The organism is Janthinobacterium sp. YR213 (assembly GCF_900099875.1).
Taxonomy (GTDB): domain Bacteria; phylum Pseudomonadota; class Gammaproteobacteria; order Burkholderiales; family Burkholderiaceae_D; genus Janthinobacterium; species Janthinobacterium lividum.
On the sequence record NZ_FNDA01000002.1, the window covers coordinates 475,422 to 492,959 of the forward strand.

At 62.0% G+C, this 17,538-nt stretch carries 16 protein-coding genes; 8 read left to right on the forward strand and 8 right to left on the reverse strand.

Features of this window, described 5'->3' with window-relative positions; all coding sequences use genetic code 11:
• Window positions 1-255 precede the first annotated feature (255 nt).
• Genes BLT98_RS11295 through BLT98_RS11305 form a run of 3 tightly spaced genes read right to left on the reverse strand, consistent with a single transcriptional unit; the run spans window position 256 to window position 2,936 of the window.
• Complete coding sequence (locus BLT98_RS11295; protein WP_070256030.1) at window positions 256-1,425, reverse strand: vWA domain-containing protein; 1,170 nt, start codon at window positions 1,423-1,425, stop codon at window positions 256-258.
• Complete coding sequence (locus BLT98_RS11300) at window positions 1,419-2,057, reverse strand: GNAT family N-acetyltransferase (protein ID WP_092607744.1); 639 nt, start codon at window positions 2,055-2,057, stop codon at window positions 1,419-1,421. The genes BLT98_RS11295 and BLT98_RS11300 overlap by 7 nt, the downstream gene beginning before the upstream one ends.
• 9 nt (window positions 2,058-2,066) lie before the next feature.
• Window positions 2,067-2,936 carry an AAA family ATPase gene (locus tag BLT98_RS11305; protein ID WP_092607747.1) on the reverse strand — a complete coding sequence of 290 codons (870 nt, stop codon included), beginning with the start codon at window positions 2,934-2,936 and terminating at the stop codon, window positions 2,067-2,069.
• Window positions 2,937-3,169: 233 nt separating this feature from the next.
• On the opposite strand from BLT98_RS11305, the gene BLT98_RS11310 reads away from it, so the two are divergent.
• Complete coding sequence (locus tag BLT98_RS11310; protein ID WP_034746524.1) at window positions 3,170-3,499, forward strand: c-type cytochrome; 330 nt, start codon at window positions 3,170-3,172, stop codon at window positions 3,497-3,499.
• An 11-nt stretch (window positions 3,500-3,510) separates the two neighbouring features.
• The gene (locus BLT98_RS11315; RefSeq protein ID WP_034780283.1) at window positions 3,511-3,852 is read left to right on the forward strand and encodes a c-type cytochrome; all 342 of its coding nucleotides are present in this window, start codon (window positions 3,511-3,513) and stop codon (window positions 3,850-3,852) included.
• Between the two features lie 13 nt (window positions 3,853-3,865).
• Here BLT98_RS11315 and norR read toward each other — a convergent pair whose 3' ends face one another.
• Window positions 3,866-5,422 (reverse strand): nitric oxide reductase transcriptional regulator NorR, encoded by a 1,557-nt coding sequence (norR, locus tag BLT98_RS11320; RefSeq protein WP_092607750.1) that lies wholly within the window; start codon window positions 5,420-5,422, stop codon window positions 3,866-3,868.
• A gap of 150 nt (window positions 5,423-5,572) precedes the next feature.
• Between norR and nirK the strand changes: the two genes are divergently transcribed.
• The 3 genes from nirK to BLT98_RS11335 are packed head-to-tail and all read left to right on the forward strand — an operon-like array spanning window position 5,573 to window position 10,061.
• Window positions 5,573-7,057, forward strand: a complete 1,485-nt coding sequence (gene nirK, locus BLT98_RS11325) for a copper-containing nitrite reductase (protein WP_092607753.1) — start codon at window positions 5,573-5,575, stop codon at window positions 7,055-7,057.
• A 26-nt stretch (window positions 7,058-7,083) separates the two neighbouring features.
• Window positions 7,084-7,761 (forward strand): iron-sulfur cluster repair protein YtfE, encoded by a 678-nt coding sequence (ytfE, locus tag BLT98_RS11330; RefSeq protein ID WP_092607756.1) that lies wholly within the window; start codon window positions 7,084-7,086, stop codon window positions 7,759-7,761.
• A gap of 14 nt (window positions 7,762-7,775) precedes the next feature.
• Window positions 7,776-10,061 carry a nitric-oxide reductase large subunit gene (locus BLT98_RS11335; RefSeq protein WP_092607759.1) on the forward strand — a complete coding sequence of 762 codons (2,286 nt, stop codon included), beginning with the start codon at window positions 7,776-7,778 and terminating at the stop codon, window positions 10,059-10,061.
• Window positions 10,062-10,210: 149 nt separating this feature from the next.
• On the opposite strand, the gene BLT98_RS11340 is transcribed toward BLT98_RS11335, so the two are convergent.
• Complete coding sequence (locus BLT98_RS11340; protein ID WP_092607762.1) at window positions 10,211-10,633, reverse strand: DUF1841 family protein; 423 nt, start codon at window positions 10,631-10,633, stop codon at window positions 10,211-10,213.
• A gap of 59 nt (window positions 10,634-10,692) precedes the next feature.
• Window positions 10,693-11,160 carry a DUF1203 domain-containing protein gene (locus BLT98_RS11345; RefSeq protein WP_092607765.1) on the reverse strand — a complete coding sequence of 156 codons (468 nt, stop codon included), beginning with the start codon at window positions 11,158-11,160 and terminating at the stop codon, window positions 10,693-10,695.
• Between the two features lie 468 nt (window positions 11,161-11,628).
• Here BLT98_RS11345 and mqo point away from each other — a divergent pair, with 468 nt between their 5' ends.
• Window positions 11,629-13,227, forward strand: a complete 1,599-nt coding sequence (gene mqo / locus BLT98_RS11350; RefSeq protein WP_211614936.1) for a malate dehydrogenase (quinone) — start codon at window positions 11,629-11,631, stop codon at window positions 13,225-13,227.
• 102 nt (window positions 13,228-13,329) lie between these two features.
• Here mqo and BLT98_RS11355 read toward each other — a convergent pair whose 3' ends face one another.
• A complete protein-coding gene (locus BLT98_RS11355; protein ID WP_034780273.1) occupies window positions 13,330-13,962 on the reverse strand; it encodes an RNA pyrophosphohydrolase in 633 nt (210 codons plus the stop codon).
• Window positions 13,963-14,166: 204 nt separating this feature from the next.
• Between BLT98_RS11355 and BLT98_RS11360 the strand changes: the two genes are divergently transcribed.
• Window positions 14,167-15,906 carry a proline--tRNA ligase gene (locus BLT98_RS11360; protein ID WP_092607771.1) on the forward strand — a complete coding sequence of 580 codons (1,740 nt, stop codon included), beginning with the start codon at window positions 14,167-14,169 and terminating at the stop codon, window positions 15,904-15,906.
• Window positions 15,903-16,529 (forward strand): lytic transglycosylase domain-containing protein, encoded by a 627-nt coding sequence (locus BLT98_RS11365; RefSeq protein ID WP_070281573.1) that lies wholly within the window; start codon window positions 15,903-15,905, stop codon window positions 16,527-16,529. The genes BLT98_RS11360 and BLT98_RS11365 overlap by 4 nt, the downstream gene beginning before the upstream one ends.
• 186 nt (window positions 16,530-16,715) lie before the next feature.
• On the opposite strand, the gene BLT98_RS11370 is transcribed toward BLT98_RS11365, so the two are convergent.
• Window positions 16,716-17,111, reverse strand: a complete 396-nt coding sequence (locus BLT98_RS11370; RefSeq protein ID WP_071653383.1) for an SWIB/MDM2 domain-containing protein — start codon at window positions 17,109-17,111, stop codon at window positions 16,716-16,718.
• Between the last annotated feature and the right edge of the window lie 427 nt (window positions 17,112-17,538).

The window sequence follows — 17,538 nt, forward strand, 5'->3', positions numbered from 1 at the left end:
AATGTCGTGGTGCAGCGATGGTGCATTGTTTGCGCAGAGCGATGCGCCGATTCTACCGGAGCAGAAGGCGCGCACGATGTGCGCAATCGAACAGTGTCGCGGCCATGGCGGCCGCGCACAGGATGCAGCAGGTTGGGCAGGGCTGGTATCAGCGTATGGTACCCGCCCGCAGCGGAGATGCTCCGCACAGTAGTGCCGTGTCGCAGTGTACGGCATGGCGGCCCCCTGCCGCCATGGACTTTTTGTTGCGTGCCTTTATTTACTGAGCAGACGCATGCCCCGTTCCAGCCCGTCGATCGACAGGGGGAACATGCGGTTGTTCATCAGTTGCCGCATCACGCCGATCGACTGGCGGTACTGCCATAATCCCTCCGATTCGGGATTGAGCCAGATGAATTTCGGGAACGCCTGGGTAAAGCGGGCCAGCCACGTCGATCCCGCTTCCTCGTTGTTGTATTCGACGCTGCCGCCCGGTTGCAGGATTTCATAGGGGCTCATGGTGGCGTCGCCGACGAAAATCAGCTTGGTGTCGGGCGGGTATTTGCGCAGCACGTCCCAGGTGGGAAAACGCTCGGCGTTGCGGCGCCGGTTGTTCTTCCACAGGTAGTCGTAGACGCAGTTATGGAAGTAAAAGAACTCCATGTTCTTGAATTCCGTCTTCGCCGCCGAAAACAGTTCCTCGGTGCGCTCGATATGGTCGTCCATGCTGCCGCCAACATCGAGCAGCATCAGCACCTTGATGCGGTTCTTGCGTTCGGGCCGCATCCTGATGTCGAGATAGCCCGCGTTATTGGCCGTGGCGGCGATGGTGGCGTCCAGCGCCAGTTCATCTTCCGCGCCTTCGCGCGCGAATTTGCGCAGGCGGCGCAGGGCCACCTTGATGTTGCGCGTGCCCAGTTCGCGCTCGCCGTCGTAATCCTTGTAGCTGCGCGCTTCCCACACTTTCACGGCCGTGCGGTTGCCGCCCTTGCCGCCGATGCGGATGCCTTCCGGGTTCGTGCCGCCATTGCCGAATGGCGACGTGCCGCCCGTGCCGATCCATTTGCTGCCGCCCTCGTGGCGCTCCTTCTGTTCCTTCAGCAGCTCGTTCAGGCGGTCCATCAGCTTGTCGTAGCCGAATTTCTCCAGCTGCGCCTTCTGCTCCTCGGACAGCTCGCGCTGCATGCGTTTGAGCAGCCAGTCGAGGGGAATCGCCGCGTTCGTGTCGAAGGCCGCGTTGACCCCCTTGAAGTACTGGGCAAACGCGCGGTCGAACTTGTCGAAATGGGCTTCATCCTTGACCAGGGTCAGGCGCGCCAGATAGTAAAAATCGTCCATCGAAGCGTCGATGACGTTCTTTTGCAGCGCTTCGAGCAGGGTCAAGAATTCCTTGATCGAGACGGGAATCTTCGCATCCTTGAGCGTGAAGAAGAAATCGATCAGCATGGCGCAGGCTCTCCCGCGCGGGGCAGCGCGGCGATGGGGCGCTGCGCCAGCTTGTAGCGCAAATGGGCGGCAATCTCGGGCCACTCGCCGCGCGTGATGCTGTACATGACGGTATCGCGCACGGTGCCGTCGCGGCGCAGCGCATGGTGGCGCAGCACGCCGTCCTTTTTCGCGCCCAGGCGCTCGATGGCCGCCTGCGAGGCATGGTTGAAATTATCGGTGCGCAGGCCCACCAGCGCGCAGCCGAGCGTGTCGAAGGCGTGCGCCAGCAGCAGCAATTTGCAGGTGGTGTTGACGTGGCTGCGTTGGCAGCGCTTGGCATACCAGGTGTAGCCGATTTCCAGGCGCCCGATGGCCGGCACCACGTCGTGGTAGCTGGTGGTGCCGAGCACCTCGCCGCTGGCCACGTCGATGACGGCAAAGGCGAAGCGCGAAGGGCGCATCTCGATGCCCTTGAAAATGTACTGGTCCACCTGGTCCGGCTCGGGCACGGAGGTGACGCGCAGGTTCCACAGCTCGCCGTCCGTGGCCGCCGCGCGCAGGCCAGGCGCATGGTGCGGCGCCAGCGCTTCGAGGCGGATGCCGTGCAGTTCCAGGGGGACGAAGACTTGGTCCGGGCTGATGTCGTTCACCGGCGCTCCTTAGCGGTTGGTGCGCGACATGAACATCAGGCGCTCGAACAGGTGCACATCCTGCTCGTTTTTCAGCAGCGCGCCGTGCAGCGGCGGCATGACTGTCTTGTTGTCCTTGCTGCGCAGCGCGTCAAAGGGAATGTCTTCGGCCAGCAGGAGCTTGAGCCAGTCGAGGAATTCCGATGTCGACGGTTTTTTCTTCAGGCCCGGCACGTCGCGCACTTCATAGAAGGTTTGCAGCGCCTGCGCCAGCAATTCCTGTTTCAGGTGCGGGTAGTGGACGGCGACGATCTGCTCCATCGTGTCCTTGTCCGGGAATTTGATGTAATGGAAGAAGCAGCGGCGCAGGAAGGCGTCCGGCAATTCCTTCTCGTTGTTCGAGGTGATGATGACGAGCGGACGGTGGCGCGCCGTGACCATTTCGCGCGTCTCATACACATAGAATTCCATGCGGTCCAGTTCGCGCAGCAGGTCGTTCGGGAATTCGATGTCGGCCTTGTCGATCTCATCGATCAGCAGCACCACCGGCTCGGGCGCCGTGAACGCCTGCCACAGCACGCCCTTGACGATGTAGTTCTGGATGTCGCGCACGCGCTCGTCGCCCAGCTGCGAATCGCGCAGGCGCGAGACGGCGTCGTATTCGTACAGGCCCTGCTGCGCCTTGGTGGTCGATTTGATATGCCATTGCATCAGCGGCATGTTCAGCGCGGCGGCCACTTCCTCGGCCAGCATGGTCTTGCCCGTGCCCGGTTCGCCCTTGATCAGCAGCGGGCGTTGCAGGGTCAGCGCCGCATTCACGGCCAGTTTCAGGTCGGCGGTGGCGACATAGCTGTCGGAACCTTCGAAGCGTTGGCCTTGCTGGGTGTGCTGTGCTTGCATGAGCGGTCTGCCAAAGTAGGGAAATGGTGAGTATAAACAGAACTGTGGCGCACTGCCACGCGGACGGCCTGTGCCTGCCTGCCTACAATGCGGGTTTTATAGGTGGACTTGCAAGAATATCTTGGCTAGAATCGGCAAGCAGCAGATTAATTGTCAACCTTAATTGTCAATACATAAAATCAATAAAAACCAGCTCTGGCGTTTCTCCGATTACCTTTGTTCACATTGCCACTATGAAAAAAATATTTGCACTTCTCGTGCTTGCCGGCATAGCAAATGCCGTCACAGCGGCTGACATTGTAGGAAACGCCAAGGCAGCCCCTGCCAAGGTGGAAATGTGTATCGGCTGCCACGGCATTCCCGGTTACAAGGCAACCTTCCCTGAAGTATTCCAGGTGCCGATGATCGGCGGCCAGCCGGCAAAATATATCGAGAATGCGCTGCAAGCCTACAAGAAGGGCGACCGCAAGCACCCCAGCATGAAGGGCATCGCCAGCAGCCTGTCGGACCAGGATATCGCTGATGTCGCCGCGTATTATGCGCAACAAGCCAAGACGAACTGAGGACCAGCCAGATGAAAAAACTACTCGCCGCCCTCGTTTGCGCCACCGTCTCGTTCGGCGCCAGCGCCGCCGGCAATATCAACACGGGCAAGGCCCTGGCTGAAAAATACAGCTGCGCCACTTGCCACGGCAAGGATTACGGTTCACCCATCGATCCGTCCTATCCGAAACTGGCGGGCCAGCACAAGGACTACCTGGAACATGCCCTGACGGCGTATAAGCGGGGCGACAAGCCCAACGGCCGCAACAACGCCATCATGACGGGCCAGGTAAAACCGCTGAGCAACCAGGACATCAAGGACCTGGCCGCCTACTTCCACAGCCTGCCGAGCACCCTGGTCACTCACCGCTGAGTTTTAACCCTGCTCAGGCTTTCAAGCCGACCCGGCGCGCAAGTTTATGTAAATTGCTGGCGTCCAGCCCCAGCTGGCGCGCGGCAGCGGCCCAGTTATCCTGATGCAGGACCAGCGCTTGCCGGATGGCCTGGCGCTGGCTCGCTTCCACGATCTGATGCATGGACAGCAGCGGCGCCGCTGGCGTGCCGCACGCGGCTGGCGCCAATGGCGGCGCGTCCGCGCCGGCCGGCGCTTCCAGCGCATCGAGGTCGAGCATATCCGTTTCCAGGGTCACGATGTCCTTGCGGTCCGCGCCGCGGATCACGGCTTTCAGCGCGGCCCGGCTGATCACATGTTCCAGTTCGCGCACATTGCCCGGCCAGCGGTAATGGCACAAGGCGTTTTCCGCCGCGGCGGACAGGCGCAGGCTGCGCAAGCCCAGCCGCGCGCGGTTCAGTTCCAGGAAACCACCGGCCAGCAGCAGCACGTCATTGCCCCGCTCGCGCAGCGGCGGAATCGGCACGGGATACACGGATAAACGGTGGTACAGGTCGGCGCGGAACGAACCGTCGCGCACATGCTCGCGCAGGCTGCGGTTGGTGGCGGCAATCACGCGCACGTTGACCCTGCGCGGCCGGTCCGCGCCCAGGCGCTGGATTTCGCCATTTTGCAAGGTGCGCAGCAGCTTGGCCTGTATCGACAGCGGCAATTCCCCCACTTCATCGAGAAACAGGGTGCCCCCTTCGGCCGCCTCGAAACGCCCGGGCCGGTCGCTGACGGCGCCGGAAAACGCACCGCGTACATGGCCGAACAATTCGCTCTCGGCCAGGGACTCGGGCAAGGCCGCGCAATTGACGTGGATCAGGGGCTTGCCGGCGCGGCGCGACAGCCGGTGCAGGCGGTGCGCGCACAGTTCCTTGCCTACGCCCGTTTCACCCAGCAGCAGCACGGGCAGTTCGGAATCGGCGACCACCTGCAATTCGTGCAGCAAGTGCGTGATGGCGCTGCTCTGGCCGACGAAATCGTGTTCCTCGCGCGGCGCTTGCGCATCGGCCAGCATGGCGCCGCCCGACAGGCGCAGGGCGCGGATTTCCGCCTCCAGGCGCGTGACGCGGACTGCCGCCTCGATGGCGCAGGCCAGCTCGCCCAGGTCGCGCTGCGCCTGCGTATCGAAAGTGCCTACCTGCAGCGCGTCGAGCGTGATCACGCCCCAGCGTTCGCCTTCCAGATCCAGCGCCATGCCCATGCAGTCGTGCACGGGCAGCGGCTCGCCGGCCCGCTCGGCGATCAGGCCATCGTAGGGATCGGGCAGGGAACTGTCGTGATGGAAGCACAGCACGCCGCGCCGCTGCAGGATGGCGGCCAGGCGCGGATGGTCGGCGACGGCGAAGCGGCGTCCCAGCGCGTCGCTGGCCAGGCCGGCCATCGCCACGGGGCGCAAATGCTCGCCATCGAGCTTGAGCAAGGCCACGGCCTCGCAGCCGAAGTGGGCGCGCAGGCTGCCGACCAGGCGCTGCAGGCGCACGGCCACGGGCAGGTCGGCGACCAGGTCGGTGAGCAGCAGCAGGTGGATGGCAGTGGTGGTCATAAGTACCATGCAGGGTACAACGGACCATGCTTTAAAAGGGTCATACCGACCCTGCAATTTTCAAATCGTTGATTTAAAACAAGTTTTTCCTGGCACGTCGTTTGCCTAGGTAAGGGGGCCGAACCGGCATACAAGACCAAGGAAAGCTTGATGAAAACGACTCCCTCTCTCCGCGCCATTGCCGCCGCCGTCTGCGTACTGGCCATGCCCCTGTCCGTGCAAGCCCAGGCGAGCCTGCCGGCCAGCGCTGCCGCCACTGCGGCCAAACCCGCCGCCGCCACGCTCAAGCGCTATGAACTGCAAACCAATATCGTCGATGGCAAGATGGTGTTCATCAATGCCAAGGGCCAGGTCAATCCCGTGCTGGCGGCCAAGGTGGGCGACACGGTCGAACTCGTGCTGAAAAGCGGCGAAGGCGCCGAGCACGACCTGCTGATCCCGGAGCTCAACGTGGCCTCGGCCAAGTTCAGCGCCAATAGCGGCAGCACCACCGTGCGCTTCAAGGTCACGCGCGCCGGCACGTTCACCTATTACTGCTCGATTCCTGGCCACCGCCAGATCGGCATGGAAGGCAAGCTGGAAGTGAGCGGCATCTCGCTGGCTGAAGCCGGGGCACCGAAGGCTGCTGGTGCCGGCAGCGCTGCCAGCGAATCGAGCCAGGCCGCCGCGCTGGCCCTGTACACGCCCGCACCGTCGCCGATGCGCGGTCCCGATCCATCGGCCGTCAGCGTGGCCGCCAATCCGGCCTCCGTGCCGGCCGCCATCGGGGCGCGCGCGCCGCAAACCCTGAAATACCGCATGGAGACGGTGGAACTGCCGGGCAATCTCGATGACGGCACCAGTTTTACGTACTGGACCTTCAACCGGCAAGTGCCCGGCCCGATGCTGCGTGCGAAGGTGGGCGACACGGTGGAACTGACCCTGTTCAATGCCAAGGACAGCAAGATGATTCACTCGATCGACCTGCACGCAGTGACGGGCGGCCATGGCGGCGGACAGCACACGCAGGTGGCGCCGGGGCAGGAAAAAACGGTCACCTTCAAGGCGCTCAATCCGGGCCTGTACGTGTATCACTGCGCCACGCCCCTGGTGCCGCAGCATATCGCGGCCGGCATGTACGGCATGATCCTGGTCGAACCGGAAGGCGGCCTGTCAAAAGTCGACCGCGAGTATTACGTGATGCAAGGCGAGATGTACACGGGCCGTCCGCATGGCGCGCCCGTGCACCAGGAACCGAACCTGGAAAAAATGGCCAATGAACTGCCCGACTACTACGTCTTCAACGGCGAAGTGGGCGCCTTGAGCAAGACGCACAAATTGCAGGCGAAAGTCGGCGAGACGGTGCGCATCTATTTCGGCGTCGGTGGCCCGAACAAGATTTCATCGTTCCACATCATCGGCGAGATATTCGACAAGGTGTATAGCGAAGGCTCGATCAGCAGCCCGAAACACGACGTGCAAACCACCCTGGTGGCACCGGGCGGCGCGACCATCGTCGAACTCAAGGTACAGCATCCGGGCAGCTATCTGCTGGTCGACCATGCCTTGTCGCGCGCCGGCAAGGGCGCCGTGGGCGTGCTGGAAGTGACTGGCGAACCCGTGCCCGGCGTCTACCACGCGGGCGCCCGCCAATAAACCCTATTCATCATCAAGGAACTGTTATGGAAATGATCGAGCTATCCCTGGGCCAACTGGCTCGCCGCATCCCTGGCGCCACGCGCCTGTTCGATGCGCACCGCCTGGATTTCTGCTGCGGCGGCAACAAGACCCTGCGCGCAGCGGCCGAAGCGGCCGGCGTGGACACGGCGCCCATCGTCGAGGAACTGCGGCTGCTGGCAGGGCGCGCAGATACCAGCGGCGAGCGTGACTGGCAGGAAGCCTCGGCCACCGAGCTGGTGGAACACATCCTGGCGCGCTACCACGCCGTGCACCGCGAGCAGCTGCCCGAGCTGATACGCCTGGCACGCAAGGTCGAGCAGGTGCATGGCGAGCGCGCCGACTGTCCGCACGGGCTGGCGGAACACCTGTCGGCCATGGCGCAGGAGCTGGAAAGCCATATGCGCAAGGAAGAAGACGTGCTGTTCCCGATGATCGTGCGCGGCCAGGGGCCCCGGGCCGGCGCGCCCATCAACGTGATGCGCATGGAGCACGACGATCATGGCGTGGCCTTGCGCGCCATGGAGGCGATGACGAACGATATCACCGCGCCGGCCGGCGCCTGCACCACCTGGCGCGCGCTGTACACGGGCTTGCGCACCTTCCGTGCAGACCTGATGGCGCACATCCACACTGAAAACAATATCCTGTTCGAGCGCTTTGCGCCGGCCGTGGTGCACTGACAAAGGAAAGACCCATGGGTCCCTACAAAAAACTCTGGTTCACCCTGATCGGTGTGCTGATCGTGACGTTTTCGCTGCTCGGCTACTACGGCACGGAAGTCTACCGGCAGGCGCCGCCGATCCCCGCGCAGGTGCTGGCGCAGGATGGCCGGCAACTGTTCGACCGCGAGGGCATCCTCGATGGCCAGACGGCCTGGCAATCCGTCGGCGGCATGCAGCTGGGCTCCATCTGGGGCCACGGCGCCTACCAGGCGCCCGACTGGACGGCCGACTGGCTGCACCGCGAACTGACGGCCTGGCTGGAATTGGCCGCGCAAGAGCTGCATGGCAAGGCGTACGCGGCGCTTGACGGCCCCGCGCAGGCGGCGCTGCGCGAAGCGCTCAAGATCGAATACCGCGGCAACCGTACCGATGATGCGCAAGTGCTGCGCCTGTCGCCGCGCCGCGTGCAAGCCATCGCCAACACGGCGCACTATTACGATCAGCTGTTCTCCGACGCGCCGGCGCTGCAAAAAAGCCGCGAGCATTTCGCCATGAAGGAAAACACCTTGCCCAGTGCCGAGCGGCGCGCGCAGATGACGCAGTTCTTCTTCTGGACGGCGTGGGCCGCCGCCACCGAACGTCCTGGCCAGAAAGTGACCTATACGAACAACTGGCCGCATGAACCGTTGATCGGCAACCAGCCCAGCGGCGAAAACCTCGTCTGGTCGGTCGCCAGCGTGGTGGTGCTGCTGGCCGGCGTGGGCTTCCTCGTCTGGGGCTGGGCCTTCTTGCGCGACCACGACGAAGCGCTGCCGGCCGCCGGTCCGCGCGATCCGCTCACCACGTTCGCCCTGACGCCTTCGCAGCGGGGACTGGGAAAATATCTGTTCCTGGTGGTGGCGCTGTTCACCTTCCAGGTCTTCATCGGCGGCTTTACGGCGCATTACACGGTGGAAGGGCAACAGTTCTACGGCATCGACGTGTCGCGCTGGTTCCCGTATGCGCTCACGCGCACCTGGCATATCCAGGCCGCGCTGTTCTGGATCGCCACGGGCTTCCTGGCTGCCGGCCTGTTCCTCGCGCCCCTGATCAATGGCGGCAAGGATCCCAAGTGGCAGCGCCTGGGCGTCGATGTGCTGTTCTGGGCCCTCGTCGCCGTGGTGGTCGGCTCCTTCATCGGCAACTACCTGGCCATTGCGCAAGTGATGCCGCCCGAGTGGAATTTCTGGCTCGGCCATCAAGGTTATGAATATGTGGACCTGGGACGTTTGTGGCAAATCGGCAAATATATCGGCATCCTGCTGTGGCTGGTGTTGATGCTGCGCGGCGTGGTGCCGGCCCTGCGCAAGCCGGGCGGCGACAAGAACCTGCTTGCGCTCCTGACCGCGTCCGTCGGCGCCATCGGCCTGTTCTATGGTGCCGGCCTGTTCTACGGCGAACGCACGCATCTGTCGGTGATGGAATACTGGCGCTGGTGGGTGGTGCACCTGTGGGTGGAAGGCTTCTTCGAAGTGTTCGCCACGACGGCGCTGGCCTTCATCTTCTCGACCCTGGGCCTGGTGTCGGTGCGCATGGCCACGACGGCCAGCCTGGCGTCGGCCTCGCTGTTCATGCTGGGCGGGATACCCGGCACCTTCCACCACCTGTACTTTGCCGGCACCACCACGCCCGTGATGGCCATCGGCGCAAGCTTCAGCGCGCTGGAAGTAGTGCCGCTGATCGTGCTGGGCCATGAAGCGTGGGAAAACTGGCGCCTGAAGGAACGCGCGCCATGGATGGAAAACCTGCGCTGGCCCATGATGTGCTTTGTCGCCGTCGCCTTCTGGAACATGCTGGGCGCGGGCGTGCTGGGATTCATGATCAATCCGCCCGTGGCCTTGTACTATATCCAGGGCCTGAACACGACTCCCGTGCATGCGCATGCGGCACTGTTCGGCGTGTATGGCTTCCTGGCGCTGGGCTTTACCTTGCTGGTGCTGCGCTATTTGCGGCCCGACTACCGTTTCAGCCCTGCGTTGATGAAGACGGCGTTCTGGGGCTTGAACGCGGGCCTGGTGCTGATGATCTTTACCAGCTTGCTGCCGATTGGCATCATCCAGTTCCACGCCAGCGTGACGGAGGGCCTGTGGTATGCGCGCAGCGAGGAATTCATGCAGCAGCCGCTGTTGCAGAACCTGCGCTGGATACGCACCTTCGGCGACGTGGTATTCATCGTCGGCGCCATCGCCATGGCGCTGCAGGTGGTACTGGGATTGCTGGGAAGAGGGCCTGCACAGGCCTTGCCTCAGCGCATGAAGCAGGCGGCAAAACCGATGTGAGGTAGTACTGGCACAACACCTGGGAAAACCGTAGCGAGCGGCAGCGATTTGTGGCTAAGAAGCGCAGCCGTACTTTAGTACGGGGGCGCCGAGCCGGTGAGCATCGCAGGCCGCAAAGCGCGACGCGCAGCAGGTTTTGACAGGTGTTCCTACCGGCGGCGGACGCAGTCGATGTAGGCGTTCGTGTCCGGCGGCAAGCCCGAACGTTGCGAAGCCCAGATCATCTGGCCCAGGCATTCCATCACTTCGTGCTGGGCGGCATGGGCCGAATCGAGGCGCTGGGTGAGCTGCTGGACGGCCGGGCGGATGCCGCGCGGCTGGTCCACCTGCACCTGCTCCGTGATCGACAGATGCATGGACAGGTGCAGGAAGGGATTGGCTTGCCCGCCTTCGACGGAGTAATCGCGCGCCAGCGCCGCCTCGACGTCGGAGAGCTCGCTTTCATACTCGGGGTGTTCCAGGATCCAGTCGAGCGCGATGGCTTCCATCGGCGTGAGGATTTCATGGGCGCGATGCTTGCGCAATGTTTCACAAAAGAAACGGCGAACATCGTCGGAAGAAGGGTTGAACATGGCTGAAGGACTATGGCTAAAGGGCAGCCGGCATTGTACCGCGTAGCCGTAATAAGTTCTCAGGCCCGGACGATCCTGGCCGCATAACAACCACGTTTGGCATTGTGCACGTGGATATAGCTGACAGCCGGGTTCTCAAACAGCCGCGCGATCACGGTTTCAATGGCCGTGCCTTCCACCACATCGGCATCGACCATCATCCCACCTTCCGTATAGCCGCGCAGCGACAGCAGCCGGATGCGCATCGATTCCGGCACCTGGTCGATGGCGTCATAGGCTTGCGTGGCGCCCTCGCGGATAAAGATGGCGTGCGAGGCGCGGTAGGGCGTGTCCGCATCCTGGCAGACATGGTTCAGCAGCAGCACCGTGGCGCCGATCGCCGCGTCGCGCAGTTCGATGCGGTCCGGGTAACCGGGTTGGCTGTCGACCACATGGCGGATAATGCCCAGCGCGGCCAGTTCGGCGTCGGGCAGGCCGAAACAGGCCAGGAAAGGGGCGGGCGACAGGCCGCGGATACGAAAAGACATGGTTAGGCTCCGGTGTGGTCAAAGCGTTATCAGACCATGATGGATGGGGGCTCGCCATCCGTTTCTTGCTCCGTGCATTCCTGCGCCAACTGGCTTTTTGACGCCTGGTTACTGCCAAATTAATACTCCACAGTAAGTGTTATCCACGATCCTGGCGGCCCGGCAAGGGCAAATAACGGTGATAAAATCGCTGTTCTTGATATTTGCTATAGACAATCGCCGTGTTGTGAGCTTGGCCCCGCGCGAGGGCCAAAACAGCAGCGGCGCCGTGTTTCCTTGTCCGCACCATCGCCACTCCATCGCTGCCGCAAGCTGCGGCGCGGCGGCGGCATGCATGCGTCATCACCATCGTTACCCCTTGATCCGGCCGTTCTTGCGCTGGAGGGATAGCCATTTTCCGATGATCTTGCGCTTGCCGCCCGGGTGGCCTGGAAGAACCAACCCTCAGTATTCATAACGGAGTTACCCATGCGTAAATCGCTATTACTTTTGATGTCGTGCCTGATCCTGGCGGCATGTGACAAGACCCCTCCGGCCTCGTCCGAAAAACCGGTCGACGTGCTGCTGATCGGCGCCGGCACCATGAGCGCCACCCTGGGCAGCATGCTCAAGGAACTCGATCCGTCGCTGACGATGGAAATGGTCGAGCGCCTCGATTCCGTGGCCGCCGAAAGCTCGGATGCGATGAACAACGCGGGCACGGGCCACTCGGCATTTGCTGAACTGAACTACACGCCGGAAGCGGCCGATGGCAGCATCGAGACCAAGAAAGCCGTTGCCATCAATGAGCAATTCGAAATTTCCAAGCAATTCTGGGCTTATCAGGTAGCCAACAAGCACCTGGGCGCGCCGCAAACCTTCATCAACAACGTGCCGCACATGGCCTTTGTCTGGGGCGACGACAATATTGCCTTCTTGAAGAAGCGCTATGCCGCGCTGCAAAAGGAAAACCTGTTCAAGGGCATGCTGTTCTCGGAAGACCAGGCGCAGATCGAACAGTGGGCACCGCTGGTCATGCAAGGGCGGGACAAGGGCCAGAAAGTGGCCGCGACGCGCATGGAAATCGGTACCGACGTCAATTTCGGCAATCTCACGCGCGGCCTCGTGAAGTACCTGACGGACAGCCACGGCATGGTCCTGCACCTGCGCCACCAGGTGGAAGACATCCAGCGCGGCGCTGATGGCGTATGGAATGTGACGGTGAAAGACTTGAACGCCGGCAAGGAAAAGACCATGCGCGCCAAGTTCGTCTTCATCGGCGCCGGTGGCGGTTCGCTGCCTCTGCTGGAAAAATCGGGTATTCCTGAAGCCAAGGGCTACGGCGGCGTGCCGGTCGGCGGCCAGTGGCTCGTGACGACCAATCCGGAACTGGTGGCGGCGCATGCTGCCAAGGTCTACGGCAAGGCATCCGTCGGTTCGCCGCCGATGTCCGTGCCGCATCTCGATACGCGTATCATCGATGGCAAGAAAGCCCTGCTGTTTGGCCCGTTTGCCACCTTCTCGACCAAGTTCCTGAAAAACGGTTCGTGGATCGATTTGCCTGCCTCGATCGGCACGGGCAATGTGAAACCCATGCTGCAAGCCGGCTATGACAATATTCCGCTGACGAAATACCTGGTCGAACAGGTCATGAACACGCCGGAAGACCGTTTGAAAACCCTGCGCGAGTACTTGCCGAATGCCAAGATGGAAGACTGGACCCTGCAAAACGCGGGCCAGCGCGTGCAGATCGTCAAGGATGACCCTGTCAAAGGCGGCTTGCTGCAGTTCGGCACGGAAGTCGTCGGCGCCGCCGATGGCAGCATCGTTGCCCTGCTGGGTGCATCGCCAGGCGCCTCGACCGCGCCGCCGATCATGATCAAGGTGCTGCAAACGGCATTCAAGAGCCGCCTGGCTACGCCGGAATGGCAAGCGAAGATGGTGGAAATGGTGCCGTCGTACGGTCAAAAGCTGAACAATGATCCGGCCCTGGCCAACAATATCCGCCACTACAGCAGCAATATCCTGGGTCTCAAAGCGATTACCCTGGACGTTCCCGCCGCTGCGCCAGCGCCGGCAGCAAACTAAGTCGGCCTGACCGGCAGGGGAGTTTCCTGCCGGCATGAAAAAAGGGGCAGCCTGTTCAGGCTGCCCCTTTTGCGTGGGAGAGTGCGTTCATGGTGCGGCGGACTACTCCTTGCCTGGCAAAATCAGCTCCGGCGTACACCCTTCGGCGGCAATGCCGTCGCAAGGCTTGGCCAGTGCCGTACCATCCTGTGCCCGTGGCGCATGGGGCTGGCGCAGGTAGCGCGACGTGTGGCGGTGCGCTTGCTGTGCGTTGCCATGCACGGGCCAGGTCAGGAAGCGGGACAGCTCCTGCAAGGCACGCTGGTAGACATCGCGTTTAAATTCAATGACGACATCGAGCGGGACCCAGTATTCATGCCAGCGCCAGGCGTCGAACTCGGGATGGTCGGTCAGGCGCAGATTGACGTCGTTATCGCGCGCGCACATTCTCAGCAGAAACCAAATCTGCTTCTGGCCACGGTAATGGCCACGAATCTCGCGCTTGATGAAGTGGTCTGGCACCTCATAGCGCAGCCAGTCGCGGGTGCGGCCGACAATTTTGACGTGTTCCTGTCTGAGTCCGATTTCCTCTTCAAGTTCGCGAAACATGGCTTGTTCCGGTGTTTCGCCATATTTGATACCGCCTTGCGGAAACTGCCATGAGTGCTCGCGCACCCGCTTGCCCCACCACACCTCGTTCTGGGCGTTTAGCAGGATGATGCCGACGTTGGGCCGAAACCCTTCACGGTCGAGCATAATGCACCTCAAACTTTCTGCGACAGTGCGTCTTTTTTTACATAATTACCCACAACTTCGCAAGCCGGTGACCTTTTCGGGGTGCGAAAAGCGCCGGAATCGCACCAATTGAGCGCATTTGTGTAAAGTATGGACGCATCAGCCAGCTAATCCTTTAAAATTAGGTTGATTATAACCCTCTCTTTTTAAAAAGAATTCACCGTTATGCGCGCCTCCCGTTTTTTTATTTCCACACTTAAAGATGCACCTTCTGACGCGGAAATCGTCAGCCACCAGTTGATGATGCGTGCAGGCATGATCAAACGCCTCGGTTCCGGCATCTATACCTACATGCCGATGGGCTTGCGCGTGATCCGCAAGGTGGAAGCCATCATCCGTGACGAGATGAACAAAGCCGCCGGCATCGAACTGCTGATGCCGCTCGTGCAGCCAGCCGAACTGTGGCAAGAGACGGGCCGCTGGACCAAGATGGGCGACGAACTGATGCGCGTGAAAGACCGCCACGGCCGCGAATACGCGATCCAGCCGACATCGGAAGAAGTCATCACCGACGTCGTGCGCACGGAAATCAAGTCCTACCGCCAGTTGCCGTTGAACTTTTATCACATCCAGACCAAGTTCCGCGACGAGCGCCGCCCACGTTTCGGCCTGATGCGCGGCCGTGAATTCACCATGAAGGACGCGTACTCGTTCGACCGCGACCTGGCTGGCATGCAGGCGTCGTACAAGGTCATGTTTGACGCCTACACGCGCATCTTCACGCGTTTCGGCCTGCAATTCCGCGCCGTGGCCGCCGACAACGGCGCCATCGGCGGTTCCGGTTCGCATGAATTCCACGTCATCGCCCACACGGGTGAAGACGCGCTCGTGTACTGCCCGACGTCCGACTACGCCGCCAACATGGAAGCGGCCGAAGCGCTGCCACCAGCGGGCGAGCGCCCAGCCGCGGCCCAGGCGTTGACGAAAACGGCCACGCCTGACACCGTCAAGTGCGAAACCGTGGCGGCCCTGCTCGGTATCGACCTGGCGCAAACCGTGAAAACCATCGCCTTGACGGTGGAAACCGTTGGCAAGGATGAAAAAGTCACGAAACAGCACTTCATGCTGCTGCTGCGCGGCGACCATGAATTGAACGAGATCAAGGTGGGCAAGGTTGCCGGCCTGGCCGGTCATCGTTTCTCGACGGAAGCGGAAATCCTGGAAGTCTACGGCACCATTCCTGGCTACCTGGGCCCGATTGCCACCCGCGCCCCCGTCACCGTCGTGGCGGACCGCACGGTCGCCCACATGAGCGACTTCGTTTGCGGCGCGAATGACGCCGGTTTCCACTACACGGGCGCCAACTGGGGCCGTGACGTGGCCGAGCCAGCCATCGTGGCCGATTTGCGCAATGTCGTCGCCGGCGACGCGTCGCCGGACGGCCAGGGCACGCTCGCCATCGAGCGCGGCATCGAAGTGGGCCACGTGTTCCAGCTGGGCACGGCGTACTCGGAAAGCATGAAAGCCACCTTCCTCGACGAAAACGGCAAGCCTGCGCCGCTGCAGATGGGCTGCTACGGCATCGGCGTGACGCGCATCCTGGGCGCCGCCATCGAACAGAACTTCGACGACAAGGGCATCATCTGGCCAGCGTCGATCGCACCGTTTGAAGTCGTGCTGTGCCCGATGGGCATGGACCGCAGCGAACTGGTCAAGGAAGAGACGGAGAAGCTGTACGCGGCCCTGCAAGGCGCCGGCGTGGACGTCATCGTCGACGACCGCGGCTTGCGCCCTGGCGCCATGTTCGCTGACTGGGAGCTGATTGGCGTGCCGCACCGCATCGTCATCGGTGAACGGGGCCTGAAAGAAGGCAAGCTGGAATACCAGGGCCGCCGCGATGCGGAAGCCACCGGCGTGGCGCCGGACGAGATCGTCGCCTTCATCCAGGGCAAAATGGCGCAGTGAAGCGCTTATCGCTAAGTAAAACGGCTGGCGCGCTCGCGCTGGCCGCTGGCCTGGCCTGCGCTCCCTTTGCGCAGGCCGGCAACCAGAAGGAGGAGGCGCTGGCCGACTCCGTCCGCCTGGCCCTGTCGCACGCGATCCGCGACGAGCGCCCGCCGCAACCCAAATTTGCCACTCCCGCCGACTTGCAGCGCTACCAGCAATGGCTGGCGCAGATGTCGCAACGTCTGCAGCGCAAGCTGCCGGATGCGCAGCTGCGCACGGAATTCCTGGAAACCGTCTGGTATGAAGCGCGCCGCGCGGGCCTGGAACCGGCCCTGGTGCTGGGCCTGATCCAGGTCGAGTCGGCTTACCGCAAATACGCCGTCTCGCTGGCCGGCGCGCGCGGCTACATGCAGGTGATGCCGTTCTGGACGGGCGTCATCGGCGACAGCGACCGTAGCAAGCTGTTCCACATGCAGACGAATCTGCGCTACGGCTGCGCGATCCTGCGCATGTACCTGGACATGGAAAAGGGCGATCTATACTTGGCGCTGGGGCGCTACAACGGCAGCCGGGGCCGGCCCGAGTATCCGAATGCCGTGCGGGCCGCGTGGCGGCAGTGGGAGTTCAAGCCGGCAGGGTGATGGTTTTAGGTCTGACCCTGTGGGACCGTCCTCGTCTGATCTCGGTATGTGCCGGGTTTTATGCGTTTTTAAACCCACCGCAACGGCTGGGGTCAGACCCGACAGGGTCTGACCCCAAAAAAATGCCCCGCTCGCAGTGATGCGGCGGGGCACTCACACGGCGCGGAACGCCCTGTGCGTATCTGATTATTTCAAATGATCGGAGATCAGTTTCGTCATTTCAAACATGGAGACTTGGGCTTTGCCGCCGAAAACTGCTTTCAGCTTGTCGTCCGCATTGATCATGCGGCGGTTGGCCGGATCTTGCAGATCGAGTTTTTTGATGTAATCCCATACCTTTTTGGTCACTTCCGTGCGCGGCAGTGGTGCTGCGCCAACAACGGCGGCCAGCTCTTTCGATGGCGTCATTGCTTTCATGAATGCTGCGTTTGGCTTGCGTGGTGTTGCCGGTGCTGCCGCTTTCTTCGCCGCTGCTGGTTTAGCTGCTGCTTTGGCTGCGGGTGCTGCTTTCTTGGCGGCTGCAGGCTTGGCTGCTGCTGCTTTGGCTGGCGCTGCTACTGGGGTTTTTTTGGCTGTTGCCATCTTCGAGCCTCCTTAACAAACACATGGGAAATTGCGCAATTAATCGCACGGCTAATATTGGTGTGGATTTACCTTGTATGCAAGTGTTTTTCACGTTTTCACGAGGAAAAAGCAGGGAAATGACCATGCTGTCGCCCGGGCGCACCGCTTGGGGGCGCAGAACGGCGTTTTTGCCCGTAAATGGCATGGTTGCTGGCTATGCGGGGAGGGGTACTGCGGGGAGGGAGGAAATGATGCCGGACGCCATGAAAATGCAATCCGGCATGATTTTATAACGGTGTTTCTTGACTTGAACTACGTCTCACGCGGCGTAAAAAAGGCTTTCAAAATCACAGCGAGGGGATGGTATTTGTGGCCGGGAAGCGCAACCGTACTGAAGTACGGTGAGCATCGCCGGCCGCAAAGACCACCGCGCAGCGGATTTTGA